General features: G+C 59.3%; 19 protein-coding genes. 8 read left to right on the forward strand and 11 right to left on the reverse strand.

Annotated features, from left to right (window positions below):
• Positions 1–224: 224 nt before the first annotated feature.
• The 5 genes from P0O24_RS11270 (at position 225) to P0O24_RS11290 (ending at position 3240) form a co-directional block, all read left to right on the forward strand.
• Entirely contained in the window at positions 225–632 is a 408-nt protein-coding gene (locus P0O24_RS11270) for a DUF1699 family protein (RefSeq protein ID WP_316969855.1), read from the forward strand.
• Positions 633–917: 285 nt separating this feature from the next.
• Positions 918–1589 (forward strand): triose-phosphate isomerase, encoded by a 672-nt coding sequence (tpiA, locus tag P0O24_RS11275; RefSeq protein WP_316969856.1) that lies wholly within the window; start codon positions 918–920, stop codon positions 1587–1589.
• Between the two features lie 5 nt (positions 1590–1594).
• A complete protein-coding gene (locus P0O24_RS11280) occupies positions 1595–1864 on the forward strand; it encodes an acylphosphatase (protein ID WP_316969857.1) in 270 nt (89 codons plus the stop codon).
• 21 nt (positions 1865–1885) lie between these two features.
• Positions 1886–2068, forward strand: a complete 183-nt coding sequence (locus P0O24_RS11285) for a 4Fe-4S binding protein (RefSeq protein ID WP_316969858.1) — start codon at positions 1886–1888, stop codon at positions 2066–2068.
• Positions 2065–3240 (forward strand): NAD(P)/FAD-dependent oxidoreductase, encoded by a 1176-nt coding sequence (locus P0O24_RS11290; RefSeq protein ID WP_316969859.1) that lies wholly within the window; start codon positions 2065–2067, stop codon positions 3238–3240. Before P0O24_RS11285 ends, P0O24_RS11290 begins: the two co-directional genes overlap by 4 nt.
• Here the strand turns inward: P0O24_RS11290 and P0O24_RS11295 are convergent.
• Both P0O24_RS11295 and P0O24_RS11300 read right to left on the reverse strand, forming a co-directional pair.
• Positions 3237–3767, reverse strand: a complete 531-nt coding sequence (locus P0O24_RS11295; RefSeq protein ID WP_316969860.1) for a hypothetical protein — start codon at positions 3765–3767, stop codon at positions 3237–3239. The two genes, P0O24_RS11290 and P0O24_RS11295, sit on opposite strands and share 4 nt — an antisense overlap.
• Positions 3768–3948: 181 nt before the next feature.
• Entirely contained in the window at positions 3949–4980 is a 1032-nt protein-coding gene (locus P0O24_RS11300) for a hypothetical protein (RefSeq protein WP_316969861.1), read from the reverse strand.
• A 33-nt stretch (positions 4981–5013) separates the two neighbouring features.
• Here P0O24_RS11300 and P0O24_RS11305 point away from each other — a divergent pair, with 33 nt between their 5' ends.
• Positions 5014–5820 (forward strand): class I SAM-dependent methyltransferase, encoded by an 807-nt coding sequence (locus P0O24_RS11305; RefSeq protein ID WP_316969862.1) that lies wholly within the window; start codon positions 5014–5016, stop codon positions 5818–5820.
• Between the two features lie 9 nt (positions 5821–5829).
• The gene (locus P0O24_RS11310) at positions 5830–7101 is read left to right on the forward strand and encodes a methanogenesis marker 16 metalloprotein (RefSeq protein WP_316969863.1); all 1272 of its coding nucleotides are present in this window, start codon (positions 5830–5832) and stop codon (positions 7099–7101) included.
• Here the strand turns inward: P0O24_RS11310 and comE are convergent.
• From comE to P0O24_RS11350, 9 genes are all read right to left on the reverse strand, one after another.
• The gene (gene comE / locus P0O24_RS11315) at positions 7064–7627 is read right to left on the reverse strand and encodes a sulfopyruvate decarboxylase subunit beta (RefSeq protein ID WP_316969864.1); all 564 of its coding nucleotides are present in this window, start codon (positions 7625–7627) and stop codon (positions 7064–7066) included. The two genes, P0O24_RS11310 and comE, sit on opposite strands and share 38 nt — an antisense overlap.
• 65 nt (positions 7628–7692) lie before the next feature.
• Positions 7693–8052 (reverse strand): hypothetical protein, encoded by a 360-nt coding sequence (locus tag P0O24_RS11320; RefSeq protein WP_316969865.1) that lies wholly within the window; start codon positions 8050–8052, stop codon positions 7693–7695.
• Positions 7934–8188, reverse strand: coding sequence for an acylphosphatase (locus P0O24_RS12565; protein ID WP_394356780.1), 255 nt, complete (start codon positions 8186–8188; stop codon positions 7934–7936). The genes P0O24_RS11320 and P0O24_RS12565 overlap by 119 nt, the downstream gene beginning before the upstream one ends.
• An 88-nt stretch (positions 8189–8276) precedes the next feature.
• The gene (gene comD, locus P0O24_RS11325; protein WP_394356781.1) at positions 8277–8783 is read right to left on the reverse strand and encodes a sulfopyruvate decarboxylase subunit alpha; all 507 of its coding nucleotides are present in this window, start codon (positions 8781–8783) and stop codon (positions 8277–8279) included.
• 80 nt (positions 8784–8863) lie between these two features.
• Positions 8864–9664, reverse strand: coding sequence for a hypothetical protein (locus tag P0O24_RS11330; protein WP_316969867.1), 801 nt, complete (start codon positions 9662–9664; stop codon positions 8864–8866).
• 139 nt (positions 9665–9803) lie between these two features.
• The gene (locus P0O24_RS11335; protein WP_316969868.1) at positions 9804–10472 is read right to left on the reverse strand and encodes a (Fe-S)-binding protein; all 669 of its coding nucleotides are present in this window, start codon (positions 10470–10472) and stop codon (positions 9804–9806) included.
• Positions 10473–10563: 91 nt separating this feature from the next.
• Entirely contained in the window at positions 10564–11262 is a 699-nt protein-coding gene (locus P0O24_RS11340; protein ID WP_316969869.1) for a GTP-binding protein, read from the reverse strand.
• On the reverse strand, positions 11259–12029 hold the full coding sequence (locus P0O24_RS11345; RefSeq protein WP_316969870.1) for an ATP-binding cassette domain-containing protein: 771 nt from the start codon (positions 12027–12029) through the stop codon (positions 11259–11261). The genes P0O24_RS11340 and P0O24_RS11345 overlap by 4 nt, the downstream gene beginning before the upstream one ends.
• A gap of 3 nt (positions 12030–12032) precedes the next feature.
• The gene (locus P0O24_RS11350) at positions 12033–13307 is read right to left on the reverse strand and encodes a cysteate synthase (RefSeq protein ID WP_316969871.1); all 1275 of its coding nucleotides are present in this window, start codon (positions 13305–13307) and stop codon (positions 12033–12035) included.
• Positions 13308–13562: 255 nt separating this feature from the next.
• Between P0O24_RS11350 and P0O24_RS11355 the strand changes: the two genes are divergently transcribed.
• Positions 13563–13817, forward strand: a complete 255-nt coding sequence (locus tag P0O24_RS11355) for a hypothetical protein (RefSeq protein WP_316969872.1) — start codon at positions 13563–13565, stop codon at positions 13815–13817.
• Positions 13818–13871: the final 54 nt, after the last annotated feature.

Raw genomic sequence — 13871 nt, forward strand, 5'->3', positions numbered from 1 at the left:
GGAGATGAAACGTATCATTGCGGAGTCCTTTTGTAGTTTCGCTAAATGCAAAAGTTATGCAGGTTATTGGATAGAGAAATTTTTATTGAATAATATGCATTATAAAGATTTATGCGAATGACTATAAAATCGGCTTTCAGAATCCTCTTTCTTTCTGAAGGGCTGGATCTCGGAGATGGAGCATAACCACTATGTATAAATATTTTAAGTTCATTCTATGAACCATGAGACTGAGGGTTGTGAGCTCGAAAGAAGAGATCCCGGATCTGAACTCCACTGAGCAGATGATCCATCTGGCCTTCAGGCCATCGAATATGGATGTTATGATGCTGATACAGAATTGCCCAAGGATCCGGGCGGTTCAGACCCCCCCTTCCTACTACAGGACCATGTCCAAGGCCGCCCGCCAGTTCCTGGAGATCCAGGGGGTGGAGCTTCTGCGGGGAGATGTCTGGGGGCACAGAAAGGACATAGACGAGTACTACGAGATCGACGAGTCCGTCATAAAGAGGTTATCCGAACTGATGAAAGAGGGGCGGAAGATCGACGAGATCGTAACTTTGGTGAAGAGAGAGACGAAGCTTTCTGAAGATCTGATAAAGTACATCCTCAAAACCACCGCCCTTATCTGACCGCCCCATCAGATGAGGCCGGATCTTTCGGCTGCCTAGACGGCTCCTGGGTCCCTTCCGCCCCTCACTCAGATGGCACCATCACGATTTTATCTCATAAGAGGGGACTCAAAGACCAGGATCTGAATGGCGAGATCTCTATCGCCGTCTCGGAAAGGATAGCCTGAAAGGCTAAAATTCCCCACCACCTCCCGGAGATGGGGGCTAGAGACGGTCGGTCGGCTCCATCAGATATATATCAGGCCCCCAGAGATCGTGATCGAGGGATCTATTTCACAGGTGATTATGGTGACCAAAGTAGTGCTCAACTTCAAGACCTATGCAGAGGCCACGGGCGAGGCTGCCTTGAACCTCTCTCGGATTTGCGAGGAGGTGGCAGAGCTGTACGACGTGGAGATGGTGGTGGTGCCCCAAGCCGCAGACATCCGCCTCATATCCGAGAGCGTATCCATACCGGTATATTCCCAGCACGTCGACGGTGTCGGCTCTGGCGGTTACACCAGCTCCATAACCGTCGCCTCCATCAAGGCGGCGGGGGCGAGCGGGACCCTCATAAACCATTCTGAAAGGAGGCTACAGCTTGCCGAGATCGAGGCTGCCATCTCGGCCTCCAGGGCAGAGGGGCTCACCACGATCGTATGCACCAACAACGTCGCCACCACAAGGGCCGCCGCCGCCCTAAGGCCCGACTACGTAGCGGTGGAGCCTCCCGAGCTCATCGGGAGCGGGATCCCCGTCTCCAAGGCCGACCCCGGGGTCGTGACGGGATCGGTGGAGGCGGTGAAGATGATAGAGCCCGATGTAGGGGTCCTCTGCGGCGCCGGTATCAGCCGCGGCGAGGACCTGTTAGCAGCCCTCGATCTGGGGTCGGTGGGAGTCCTCCTCGCCTCGGGGATCATCAGGGCAAAGGATCAGAAGAAGGCTCTAGAGGACCTCCTCTCCGGCATCCGGAGGTGATCCGGATGATATGCATCAGGGTCCGAGTCTCCGGGAGGGTTCAGGGCGTTGGATACAGGCGCTTTGTCACCATCCACGCGAAGGAGCTGGAGGTCGCGGGCCGGGTCCAGAACCTTCCGGGAGGAGGTGTGGAAGCCCTCCTCCAGGGTGAGAGGAAGAATGTAGGAGAGCTGCTGAACCAGATGAAGACGGGACCGGCCCAGGCTCTCGTCTCCGGCATGGATATATCCGAGGTCGAGTGCCAGAAGATCGACGACTTCAAGGTGGTCTATTAGTTATCGAGGAGAGATGATCCATTGCTTACGGTCAACAGATACAAATGCGGTTACTGCGGGGCCTGCGTCGGGGTCTGCCCCGCCGCCGCCCTGGAGCTGGTGGAGACCTGGATCGAGGTGAACGACGACTGCACCCGATGTGGCAGGTGCGCCAAGATCTGTCCTCTGGGCGCCCTGGAGCTGGATAAAGAGGCGAAGAGATGAAGTGCGACCTCGTGGTGGTGGGGGCAGGACCCGCCGGATCGATGACCGCAAAGGCCGCCGCCGAGGCTGGCCTCGACGTGGTGATGATGGAGAAGAGGCAGGAGATCGGCGACCCCGTACGATGCGCCGAGGGCGTCAGCAAAGCCGCCCTCAAGAAACTGGTGGAGCCGGACCCCTCCTGGATCTCCGCCGAGGTGAAAGGGGCGAGGATCCGGGCCCCCGACGGGACGGAGATCGTGATATCAGAGGATAGGGCCGGGGCGGAGGTCGGCTACGTCCTGGAGAGGAAGGTATTCGACCGCGCCCTCGCCCAGGAGGCGGCAGAGGCTGGGGCGAAGGTGATGGTGAAGACGAGGGCCCTGGGCCTCTTGACTGAGAAGGGCGTCCCGGCGGGGGTCGTCGCCCAGTTCGTCGGGGAGGAGCTCAAGATCGAGGCGCCCCTGGTCATCGGCGCCGACGGCGTCGAGTCGAAGGTCGGCCGGTGGGCGGGGATCGAGACCGCCCTCAAGCCGAAGGACGTCGAGACCTGCGCCCAGTTCCTCGTCCAGGACGAGAGGATAGACGACGACTACTGCGAGTTCTACCTGGGCAACGATATCGCCCCTGGAGGGTACGTCTGGTCGTTCCCCAAGGGCAGAGCCCTCGCCAACGTCGGGATCGGCATTCTGGGATCGAAGGCCGATTCGGGTACTCCGATACGACTTCTGAGGGATTTCATGAAGGCCAACTTCCCGGAGGGTAAGGTCCTGGAGATGATGGTGGGAGGGGTCCCCGTCTCGGGCCCCATCGAGAGGACCGTCGCCGACGGGGTGATCCTGGTAGGAGACGCCGCCCGGCAGTCCGACCCCATCACAGGCGGCGGGATCATCAACGCCATGAAGGCGGGGAAGATGGCGGGGAAGATCGCGGCAGATCTCGTTCCCCGTGGAGAGGTGGACAAAAGGTCCCTCATGGTCTACGAGGAGATGTGGAGGGAGACGATTGGAAAGCATATATCGAGGAACTTCGCAGTCAAAGAGTTCTTCGTCGACCTCACCGACGACGACCTGAACCGGATGATCCACTCCCTCGACGGAATCGACGTCGCGGAGCTGGACCTGAAGGGGCTTTTGAAGGTCCTGGTCCGGCAGAACCCAAAGCACCTTCTGAAGCTCCGCCATCTGATAGTTTAGTCGCCTGGCAGTCGTGGGAGACGGTCGAGGTCGAACTCGATCCTCACCCTCTCCCTATCCGCCCCGACGGAGACGACGGTGGTGTGGAAGACGTATCTGAGGGTCCGCCGCCCCCCCGGCACCTTCACCCCGTGGTCTCTAGCCAGCCTCTGGAGGGTGCAGGCCTGGAGGACCGGGCCGGACTGGAGGAATAGCAGGCCGGGTAGGTTCAGGTTCTGGTGGGATAGGGTCGGAAACTTCTCCTCGAGGATCGCCGCCAGCTCCGTTCTGGCGATCTCGACCGCCCTCCCCTCGCTCTCGACTCTGATGTGCTCCTCGTCGGCGACGACGGAGTCGACGTGGGCCTTGAGGGTGGAGGAGATGTAGTTGTCCCCGCGCCCCCTCTTCTCCGGCGGCAGGATCTCTTCGAGCCGCGAGAGGAAGGGGCGGAGGAGGGGGCCGCTCCCCCCGAAGAGCGCCCCCGGCAGGTTTTTGACCTCAGCGGAGAGGTCTCTTGCGTCCTGTTTTGTAACTTCGACAGAGATCATGCTCTATCTTGTGGGTTAAAAGCCCATGTAGTTGTCGGGCTGAAAAATAGGCTGGAGGAGATGGGGTTGGGCTATGGGATTGGGCTACGAAAATCCCATCTCCGTCTCATTGGACAGTTTCATGTCGAATAAAAATAGAAAAGAAGGGGATAGAGGGCTTTCACCTCTGCATTTGTCTTTACTACCACATCCCACCATAGACGTAGACTGTGGTGGCGGGCTCGAACTTCAGGACGACGGGGGTGCGCCGCTCGAAGAACCTGGGCTTTCCATAGAACCACTCGCCGTCCCAAACCTTGATGGTGTGCCACTGGTCCCCGACGACGTTCAGCTTGAATACCCCGTCCAGGGCGTCGCCGCCCTGCCCGTCGGTCCCGACGTAGTTGTCGTTGAGGTAGACGTCGTAGCCCCTCATATTCTGGGACTGGAGGGTGACGGCGACGTCACCGCTGGTGAGCATGGGGGTGGGCCTCGCATTCGAGGGCACCGTTGCCGATGGCGGGATCAAAGAACCTGGCATAGAGGGTCCCGGGATCGCGGAACCCGGAATAGAAGATCCTGGGACCCCATAGGGGGTCCATTCTGGCCCAACATCGATGACGGCGACGTTGCTCGGCTGGTTGTTGGCGACGAAGAACAAGACGTATCTGCCCACCTCACCGGCGAAGAAGCCCATCCTGTTATATGTTCCGAAGGCATGTTGGCTGACCCTTGCGCCGCTGGTGGGGGAGATTTCGTAGAAATCGACCGTCACCCCAACAGGGGTTCTGGTGACGATCTGAAGCCAGGTCCCAACAGGGCAGGCCGCATACCTGGTCCAGGCAGTCTCGCCCTCGATCCAGAGCTCGTTAGATCCGGCATATATCTCGGAGGCGATGTACTCGGAGTAAGGCAACGTCTGCCAGCCGTAGTTGAGGAACGAGGGCTCGTTTCCCGTTATCGCGAAGGTCGCTGGACCCCCCTCTGGAGAGGGGACCTCCTCTTCTGTTAAGAAGTATTGTACGTACTGGGAGTATCCGAACCCCGAGACAGTGCTGAAGCTGTACCCGGTCGACGAGCCGAAACCTCCAAGAGAGCTCCCTAGGCCGCGGCTCAGATAGTCCTCGCCCCAGGTCTCTTCGATGTAATCGTCTTCAGGGCTCTCGACCGCCTGGGATAATCCCAGGCATAGAAATATGACAATCAACGTTATTGCCCCACTCCTCAGTTTCATGACTAACACCTGAGATCGAGAACGACGAGGTGGATGGTAAAGATTTTGGTGGTGAACCTCCAACTCGATCTCATGCCAAAACCATCAACTCCACGACCCGAAGGCGGCGAAGATGGAGGTCTAAGGGAGGGGCTCCTCGCCTGGGACCGGCAGTATCAAGAGAAGGGGAGGATCTGGCGGGGCGCTCCCGCGAAGCTCCCGGAGCTTCCGGCGGGCTCGAAGGTCCTGGAGCTGGGCTGCGGAAACGGCAAGACTCTGGCGGCGATGCTGAGACGCCCATGGAGGATCGCCGCCCTGGACCTCTCGCCCCTGGCGGTGCGCCTCGGGAGGGATCTAGCGGAGGAGACCGTCTTTGGACCCAGACCGTCTTGCGGGCGATATCCATCCTGCGATGGGCATCCAACGCGAGGGAGGCCATCACCCCAGACCCCGAATCGTTCCATCCCCGATTTCGTCGCGGCGGACGCGGTCCAACTACCCTTCCGGGAGGAGGCCTTCGACGCTGTCATCGCCTTCCACATTCTCGGCCACCTTCGAGAGGGAGATCGGCGCAGGGCCGCGGCGGAAGCGGCGCGGGTACTGAAGAGCGCAGGCAGGCTCTTCTTCCTGGAGTTCGGAGTCGAAGACATGAGGGCGGGTAAAGGGGTGGAGGTGGAGCCGATGACGTTCAAGCGGGGCGGGGGGGTCATCACCCACTACTTCTCCGAGGAGGAAGCCTTCCAACTCTTCGATATCCTCAGCCCGGTCTCTATCAGAACCGATAGGCGGCTCACCAGAATAAGGGGGATCGATCACCTCAGATCTGAGGTGGCGGCGGAGTTCATTAAGCAGGAGGACTGAGGAGGGATCATGAACCGTTCCTTCTCCGAGATGAGGGCGAAGGTGGACCGGGGCGAGGCGGTCGTCCTCACAGCGCGGGAGGTGGGAGAGATCCTCGACGGTGGGGATGGACTGACCCTCGAAGACGTGGACGTGGTAACCTGCGCCACCAGGGCTGTCATGAGCGGGACCTACGCCGTCCTCTCCTTCCCCGTGGCACCCCCCGGCTCCTTCCGGCGGGCGATCGGGGTCTGGCTCAACGGCGTCCCCGCCACCGTCGGACCCTGCCCCAACGAGCGGCTGGGGGTCCTAGACCTCATAGTCTTCGGGACGGCAGAGAGCATAGACGATCCGCGATATGGCGGAGGCCACCTCTTCAGAGATCTCGTGGAGGGAGAAGAGGTGCGGGCGGAGGTGGAGACGGACGGAGGCTCCTGCCTCGAGGTGGATCTGAAACTCGCCGATATCCCGACGGCGAGGCTCTTTGGGACCCGCCACGCTTTCAGAAACTACTCCGCCTTCGTCAACCCCGGCGAGGAGAGGATCGCCACCATCTTCCACGCCACCACCTTCGATCCCTGCTGGCGGGGCGCCTCCGTCTCGGGGTGCGGCCGCATGAACCCCCTGGAGAACGACCCCCTCCTGGAGACGGTCGGCGTCGGGACGAGGATTCTCATAAACGGGGCCGAAGGGTTCGTCCTGGGGAGGGGGACGAGATCCTCTCCCGATCGGCCGAATCTCTCGGGGTATGCGGATATGCACGGGATGGACCCCGAGTACATGGGAGGTTTTGCCACATCCGCCGGACCCGAATGCGTCACCTCCTGGGCGGTCCCCGTCCCCGTCATCAGCGATCGGATCTTGAATAGCCTCGCCCCAGCCGATCGATCGATACCCCTCCCGGTGATGGACGTCGTCGGGAGGAAGGAGATCGGCAGGGCGAATTACGGGGACGTCTGGGAGGGGACGGACCTCGAGGTGAGCTTCGACCCCGGAGGGTGCAAGAGGTGCACCGCCTGCCACCCCGAGGCGATCTGCCCGACGGGGGCGATCGGCTTTGTAGACTGGAAGCCCATCCTCGACCGGAGGAGGTGCTTCAACTGCGGCCTCTGCGCCACCTCCTGCGCCGGCGACGTCTTCAGCGCCCGCCTCGGATCCCTCCGCTTCGCCGGGCGGGAGGTTCCCATCGTCGTGCGGCAGTCCGACCGGCTGCGGGCCGAGAGGCTCGCAGAAGAGCTGAAGGGGAGGATCCTCGACGGCAGCTTCAGGATGACGGAGATGACGGAGCGGATCTCGCCATGAACCTCTCGATGATCTCTTCAGAAGAGAGCTCGATCACCGGGACATCTGCGTTCCCGATCTCGACTTTGACTACGAGGACCCCCTTTTTTGCCATGTCGCTGCGAACTTCCCCAGCTGTGGCGGCGACCTTCACCTCGGAGACTCCTGCCCCCACCGCCAATTTCGCGAGGTCCGCCCTCCTGGAGGTGCAGGTAGGCTGAGACCCCGTGGAGCCGTAGCAGCCGTTGTCGAGGATGACGAGGAGGTAGTTATCGGGGTCCTGGTCGGCGAGGGTGGCGAGGGTTCCCAAATTCATCAAAACAGCGCCATCACCGTCGATGGCGATCACCCGCCACTTGGGCAGGGCGAGGGCGAGGCCCAGGCCGATGGAAGAGGCGAGGCCCATGGAGCCGAGCATGTAGAAGTTAGAGGCCCGGTCGCCGACGGCGAACAATTCTCTGGAGGGATATCCTATATTTCCGACCAGAAGAGCGCCCTGGGAGTCGGCCTCTCGGGCGATGATGGAGATCGCCTCGATCCGTTTCAAATTGATGAGCTCCCGAAAGCCCTAAAAATGATTTTATAATTCTACCCGTCCCTCAAGGCGAGGTTTCAGATGATCCCCCGCTCTCTCATGGCGGCTTTCAGCTCCGCTAGATCGGACTCGATCCGTTCGAACCTCTGGTTCATGTAGCTATTCATGTCGAACCTGAGACCCTGAATCTCACTTACGATCGAATCCTGCTTATCGAGCATAGAATCCTGCTTATCGAGCATCGTGTCCATCTTCCCGCCCAGATCGCGGAAGCCATCTTTTACGGTTACCAAGATCTCCTTCAGGATCCCGACCCCCTCATCCAGACGGTCTCCCACCTCTTCGGGGTCTATTACCTTGCGAAATCCGGGAAAAGACCCCGACGCCTCGGAGTAAGCAGTCTCCACATCGTCGACCCGGATGAGAGAGTTCTCCATCTTCAACCTCGACCCGGCCGTCGGGGAGATTCTGTACGAAGCCGACCAGCCCTGAGGACCTGGCTAGGCCGACTACTCTCGCCCTGTACCCCACCATCTGGACCCTGCCGGAGACGCGCGCCGTCAATCTCATCATCAGTAGAAATATTCCCTCCTGAAATATAAAGTGCTTCGTCGGAGACTCCCGTCGATCCGGGCCGGGCCTGGAGGCCTCCACCCTGGCCTCACCGGAGCGATCTCCAGAATACGATATCCAGTAGGACCGCCACCGGCGTTCTCCCGGCCTGGGCCAGGTTCCAGGCCCCGGCCACGACCTCTTCGGCCTCCTGCGGAACGGGCGAGAATCGAGGGATCCCCATGGCGTCCAGAAGCCTCGGGGTCAGCCTCCCCATGGGAACCTGGCCTGCTATCGTCTCCCCTTCGCCCCCTCGATGGCTGATGATCATCAGGAGCGGAATTTTATACAGACCATTCAGCGAGGCGAGGGCGTTGATGCTGTTGCCGAGGCCTGAGTTCTGCATCAAGAGAGCGGTCCTTCTTCCTCCCATGTATGCCCCGGCAGATATCCCAACCCCCTCCTCCTCCCGGGTGACGGGGACGTGTTCCATCTCGGGGTCAGCGTCCACGAGACGGATCAGCTCCCGAAGGTTGACGCAAGGGACGCTGACGACGAAGTCTACCCCCGCTCTCTTCATCCCCATAAAAACCGCCTCAGAGGGGCTCGCGTCCATCATTCAAATTTCACCTTTCAAGAGAGGGAGCCGGCGATAGAATGGAAGGCGTCCGGCCTTGGGGCCGGCCTCCGCCTTCATCAGAACGAGAGCTTCCGCCCAAACATCTCCTCAAATCTTTCGACGGTCTCCGCCACCTCGGCGTCTATCTTCGCTTTGTCGAAGGTGGCCGCCGGCTGGACCGCCTCCTCGGTCTGGGCGGGTTGTTCGGCCTGGACTGGCTGAGCGGTCTGGACGACCTCAGTCGCCGGCTGAGCTGGAGCTGGAGCTGCCGTTTCCGTCTGGATGCCAGCGCAGTACTCAGGATATAGGGGAGTGATGGCTTCGTCGACGTTTATCTGAAGAGACGGTACGAAATAGTCCAATGCCTCTTCGTTGATGTTTTCGTCGATGAATATGGCTGAAACGGTCAGATCCGAAGGCTGATATACTATAATCAACTGGCCTTCCAGCTGTCCTACGTAGGCCTGCTGGCCGCTGATATTGATGGGATCTTCGCTGTAAACCGCCTGATCGTAAGCTTTATTGAAACCATTTAAAGCGGATACTAAGTCAAAGGCGTCCAGTTCCTCCCCGGTAAGGTCACACGGGTACAAAAGCAGAATAGAGACCCTGCTTTCATCGAAAAGGACAGAAGCCCCCACGTATTTACCTTCTGAGTAATTCCCCTCCTCGAGGGATTCGGCCTGGACCATCTCATCAAACTCTGCGGGGATGGCAAAGCTTACCTCAGCATACTCCTTCAAACCGAACCCATACCCAACGATCTCTCCTTCCTGTTCTCCCTGTGCCGACCCAGAAATGCCGGTCAAAGAGATCAAGACTAGACATCCTAAGAGGATCTTAAGCCCTCCCGATCCGGATCCATTCGCAGATTTCATGCTACTCCACCTCATGACTATATTCGATCTTAAAACCCGTTGAGCGGGATTTAACCCTCGGCTGGAATTTCTTTATCCATTTTTTATCTCGTTATAACTCAGTATTATATTTAACGGCTATTTTGGCGAGGTTTCCTCCTCACCAGACCTTCAGGTCGATCCCCTCGATCCTGACCATCTTCCCCTCGGAGTGGACGATCACTCCGGAATGGACCTTCTGCATCATGCAGTGCTCCGGAAGGAACCTGACCGTCTCGCCTACTTCGGGGATCCGGCCCCTGCTGACGATCCCCTCGAAGGCAGCTACCATGCAGACCCCCACATCCTTTGGAGCGAAGTTCTCGTCGCCGAGGAGCTGGCGGGGCCCCACCATCTGGACGGTGACGAGGCCGTGATCTATCTTGATGATCTTTCCAAAATGAGTTATGGGGCAGCCGAGGGGGCGGTAGCGGATGACGTCCCCGACATTGAACTGGGCGTCCCGGTCGATGGCGAGGAGATCTTCCCGGCAGGCAGGCTCCCCGGGAAGGGGCGCGAGAGCGAAGTCAGCGACGATGCCGTCGATGACACCCCGGATCTCCGCCTCTTCATCGACCTCTCCCTCCGCCCACCTGCGTCTAATTTCCGGAAGCTTTACCTCGATCTCGGCCCTTCTTTCGAGATGCTTCTTTCGGCCCAGGAAGGGGCAGAGGTCGATGTCGGTACCTTCATCCGGCCCCCGGGATAAAGCCCGCGCGAACTCTCGGCAGTTTCTGAAGCCGCATTCGCCGCAGTTGTAGCCGGGGAGAAGATCTTCTATCTCCTTCATCTCACGAGCACCGTCCCTCTATCATAAATTCGCAAGGCATATCCGGGCAAGCCCCTCAAAGCCTCCATAGCCTCGGTTCATATTCATCGCTCTACTCCCCGAAGTACTCCATGAAGCCATCGAGGTGGCGGAGGACTCCTCGGTGGTGCTCCTTTGAGACCCGAAGCTCTCCGGTGCAGAGGGTGCATATGGCGAGGGGCGGGTTGTGGCGCAGGAGCATATCATCGCCGACCTCGGGGCCGCCCCTTATAAGCTCCGCCAGCTCTGCGGCGCCCTTCCCGGTAAGGCCGTTCGCCTCTACGATTCTGCAACCGGGGTTCGCCTCCAGAATCCTCTCCCGAAATACCTCCCTCTCGGCCTGGGAGACCATATCCCCCTTGGTGATGACGGCGACGTCGGCGGTGGTAAGGAGCGGCCCCACCTTCAGGGGGGCGTTGGGCCCCGTGGTGACGTCGATGACGCAGACGGCGAGGCACTTGTCGGGGTAAGGGGCGCACCGGAGGCACAGCCCCGCCGTCTCGTTCAGGAGGTGGTCGGCCTTCTGAGATTGCGCCCAGTCGAGCATCTCGTCGACGTTGTATATCGAGTAGTGGTCGGGGCACATGTCCTTGGCGAGGCCTACGGCCACGGGAACGCCGAGCCGCTGGAACCTCTTGTCGTCCTCGGTCCAGAGACAGTCGATCTTGACTACGGCGGGCCGGAGCCCATCCCTTTTGAGGCTCCTGGCGGCGTGGATCAGAACGGAGGTCTTGCCCGATCCGGGGGTTCCAGCCAAAACCGCGAGCTTCAAATTGCGGCCTCCACCACCTCGCCCCGCCTGATCGTCTCCCGGAGGTCCATTAGCCAGTCATCGACCTTGGCCAGATCTTCGCATACCTTCTGCTCTTCGGCGCTCGTCTCGATCACCCTTACCATACCTCCGTTCTTCATCACGACCCTCCGGGATGTCATGAGGGCGAGCATCGGGTCGTGGGTGACGACGACGACGATCTTACCCTCTCCTGCCAAAAGTTCGAGGGCCTCCTTCTTCTTGATCCCGGCGTTCTCGATCTCGTCGATGAGGACGATCGGCGAATCGCTGATGACGGCGATGTCGGCGGTCATGAGGGCCCTCGACTGGCCACCGCTCAGGATCGTCAGGTGGTGGTCGTGACGTACCGGCTCTCCGGTGAGGGTATTGGCGAGCTCGATCACCCTTTCCGCCACCTCTGGAGACCTCCCTCTGCTCTTGGCGTGCATCCTGAGGAACTCATCGACGCTCATGTCGGCTAGGAAGTGCATATTCTGGGAGAGCTGGGCGATAAGCTTCTTTCGGGGGTCGGACCTAATCTCAGCCCTGGGCTCGCAGCCGTCGATCAGGATCTTCCGGCCCGAGGGGGTGTCTCCTAAGGCGAACTGCTCGATGTCGGCTATAAGAGAGCTCTTTCCCGATCCCGTGGGCCCCACTATACCTATAACCTCGCCCCGGTGCATCTCCAGCCTCTCCACCAAGTCCGGGTTTCCGTCTTTATCGAATCCCCCGATTATAGTGAGGGTGCAGGCCCGGTCCGTCGTCATGGTTCAGCCCCTCCTTCCCAGGATCTCGTCGATCTCGGCCAGAAGGTCGCTGTAAGATGTAGATGTGGATTCTGATCTGAAGGCCGATGGTGAGACCTCTATATCACATTTTAGATAGTTCATCTTAAGTTCCTCTTTCGCCCGGGAGATCCCGCCCCCGGTTATGTTCAGCAGCGTGAGATCTCTCTTTGCCACCGCACCGGATCTCGCAGCCCTCAAAAGGGCGGCGACGGCCACAGCCGCTGCGGGGAGGATGTCGATATCCTCAGATTCCTCGAAGATCTTCTGAGCCTCTCTCGCTTCCTGGTTTGTTATCCCGTAAACCTCGCCACCCGTCTCCTCCAGCGCCTCCCGGACGCCGCCCTTGACGGCATAAGGGGGCTTTCGATTGTAGAGGACGTCGTCGTACATCCCGCCGGGACATCGGCCCGCCTCCAGCATCGAGCCGGTCCAGGCGGCGTAGACGGGGGCGCAGGGGCTGTTCTGGGCGAGGTGAAGCCTGGGGAGGCGCCGGCCGAAGCGGCCGTCTCCCAGCAGGCGGTGGGAGGCCTCCCAGGCGGAGATACCGCCGGTGCCGGAGCCGATCGCCTGGAAGTAATGCTCGGGGAGGGACTTCATCGAGAGGGCGGCGTCCAGAACGACGACGCCCATTCCGTCCCTCCGGGCGACGTTCCTTGCCCCGCCTTCGCCGACGAACCGGGGATGGGCTTCGAGGCGGCTGGCGAGGTCGATGGCTTCGGTGTAGTCCCCCTTCACCGATATCACCAAGACTGACTCAGGGAGATCCCCATCGATCCATAGCCGGTGGATCCCCGAGGCCGGCACCACCAGGACCAGGGGCAGATCGACTGCAGAGGCCGCCTGGGCGAAGGCCCTGGCGGTGTTTCCCGCCGAGGCGACCACCAGGACCCTCGCGTCCTCCGCCTCCATCATCCTCTCCACCGTGGGAGGAGCTTCCAGGTCCTTGAAGCTGCAGGTGGTCATCTTCGCCCCCCTCTCGGGCCAGTAGCCGCTGAAGCTGATGTAGAGCTCCTCAAGGTCCAGCGCCCGGGCGAGCCCCTCGCTCTTATAAGTGACGGGCTTCTCCCCCGATCCGCGAAGAGGTTCCTTCACAGGAAGCCAGTCGTAGAACTTCCAGAGGCCGGAAAGATCGCCCCTCAGGGCGAGCCTCTTTGATGCGTACTCGGTTCTGAGGAGGGAATCGTCATTTTCGCAGGCAAGGGCGTGAGGCGGGTGGATCCGCCCGCATCCCAGACACCTCACCAGATATTCGCCCATGAGGTAATCCACCTAGGGTTGTAGATATAACGTTTTCTGTTTTGTCCAATATTATTTCCGGATTGTGAGATTTCAAATCAATTTTGTGTACAATAAGGCCATATAATCCGGAAGACCGAATGAATTGTTCTAAAAGTTGGCTTGGGAATTAATCCCATCCTGAACCGACTGTTTTCATGAGCAGAGTTGTATGAAGATTTCGAAAAACCTAATCAATGGTTAAGTTTATATACTATTATAACTATATAAACTTACATGAGAAACTTAATAGACTTTTCCATCATGCACGAATATAACAAGAACGTCCTGCCTCGTGGTGATAAGCTGCTATCCATAGCAGGATTGGTTGAATGCAAACGATTTTCGCATATAGCTGATGGCCTGTACAAAAACAATACCGAACGCGGAGGTAGACCTAATATCGACGTTATTATAATTAGGACTTACGCAGTTGACGGAAGATATTTAGATGATTCGGTCCATCCAAATACAAACACAAATATGAGGTGACGTATAAAATTGAATCCACCCAAGTGTTGCGACCTGGACTATATCCACTTTCTG

It is taken from the genome of Candidatus Methanocrinis alkalitolerans, from assembly GCF_029167205.1.
Lineage (GTDB): Archaea > Halobacteriota > Methanosarcinia > Methanotrichales > Methanotrichaceae > Methanocrinis > Methanocrinis alkalitolerans.

Bases quoted from the DNA above. Each gene is read 5' to 3' on its own strand.
- P0O24_RS11330 (WP_316969867.1), bottom strand. From the start codon at position 9,664: ATGAAATCTGCGAATGGATCCGGATCGGGAGGGCTTAAGATCCTCTTA.
- P0O24_RS11350 (WP_316969871.1), bottom strand. From the start codon at position 13,307: ATGGGCGAATATCTGGTGAGGTGTCTGGGATGCGGGCGGATCCACCCG.
- P0O24_RS11335 (WP_316969868.1), bottom strand. From the start codon at position 10,472: ATGAAGGAGATAGAAGATCTTCTCCCCGGCTACAACTGCGGCGAATGC.
- tpiA (WP_316969856.1), top strand. From the start codon at position 918: ATGGTGACCAAAGTAGTGCTCAACTTCAAGACCTATGCAGAGGCCACG.
- P0O24_RS12565 (WP_394356780.1), bottom strand. From the start codon at position 8,188: ATGATGAGATTGACGGCGCGCGTCTCCGGCAGGGTCCAGATGGTGGGG.
- P0O24_RS11290 (WP_316969859.1), top strand. From the start codon at position 2,065: ATGAAGTGCGACCTCGTGGTGGTGGGGGCAGGACCCGCCGGATCGATG.
- P0O24_RS11305 (WP_316969862.1), top strand. From the start codon at position 5,014: ATGGTAAAGATTTTGGTGGTGAACCTCCAACTCGATCTCATGCCAAAA.
- comD (WP_394356781.1), bottom strand. From the start codon at position 8,783: ATGGACGCGAGCCCCTCTGAGGCGGTTTTTATGGGGATGAAGAGAGCG.
- P0O24_RS11310 (WP_316969863.1), top strand. From the start codon at position 5,830: ATGAACCGTTCCTTCTCCGAGATGAGGGCGAAGGTGGACCGGGGCGAG.
- P0O24_RS11270 (WP_316969855.1), top strand. From the start codon at position 225: ATGAGACTGAGGGTTGTGAGCTCGAAAGAAGAGATCCCGGATCTGAAC.
- P0O24_RS11295 (WP_316969860.1), bottom strand. From the start codon at position 3,767: ATGATCTCTGTCGAAGTTACAAAACAGGACGCAAGAGACCTCTCCGCT.
- P0O24_RS11355 (WP_316969872.1), top strand. From the start codon at position 13,563: ATGAGAAACTTAATAGACTTTTCCATCATGCACGAATATAACAAGAAC.
- P0O24_RS11345 (WP_316969870.1), bottom strand. From the start codon at position 12,029: ATGACGACGGACCGGGCCTGCACCCTCACTATAATCGGGGGATTCGAT.
- P0O24_RS11280 (WP_316969857.1), top strand. From the start codon at position 1,595: ATGATATGCATCAGGGTCCGAGTCTCCGGGAGGGTTCAGGGCGTTGGA.
- P0O24_RS11320 (WP_316969865.1), bottom strand. From the start codon at position 8,052: ATGGAGAACTCTCTCATCCGGGTCGACGATGTGGAGACTGCTTACTCC.
- P0O24_RS11300 (WP_316969861.1), bottom strand. From the start codon at position 4,980: ATGAAACTGAGGAGTGGGGCAATAACGTTGATTGTCATATTTCTATGC.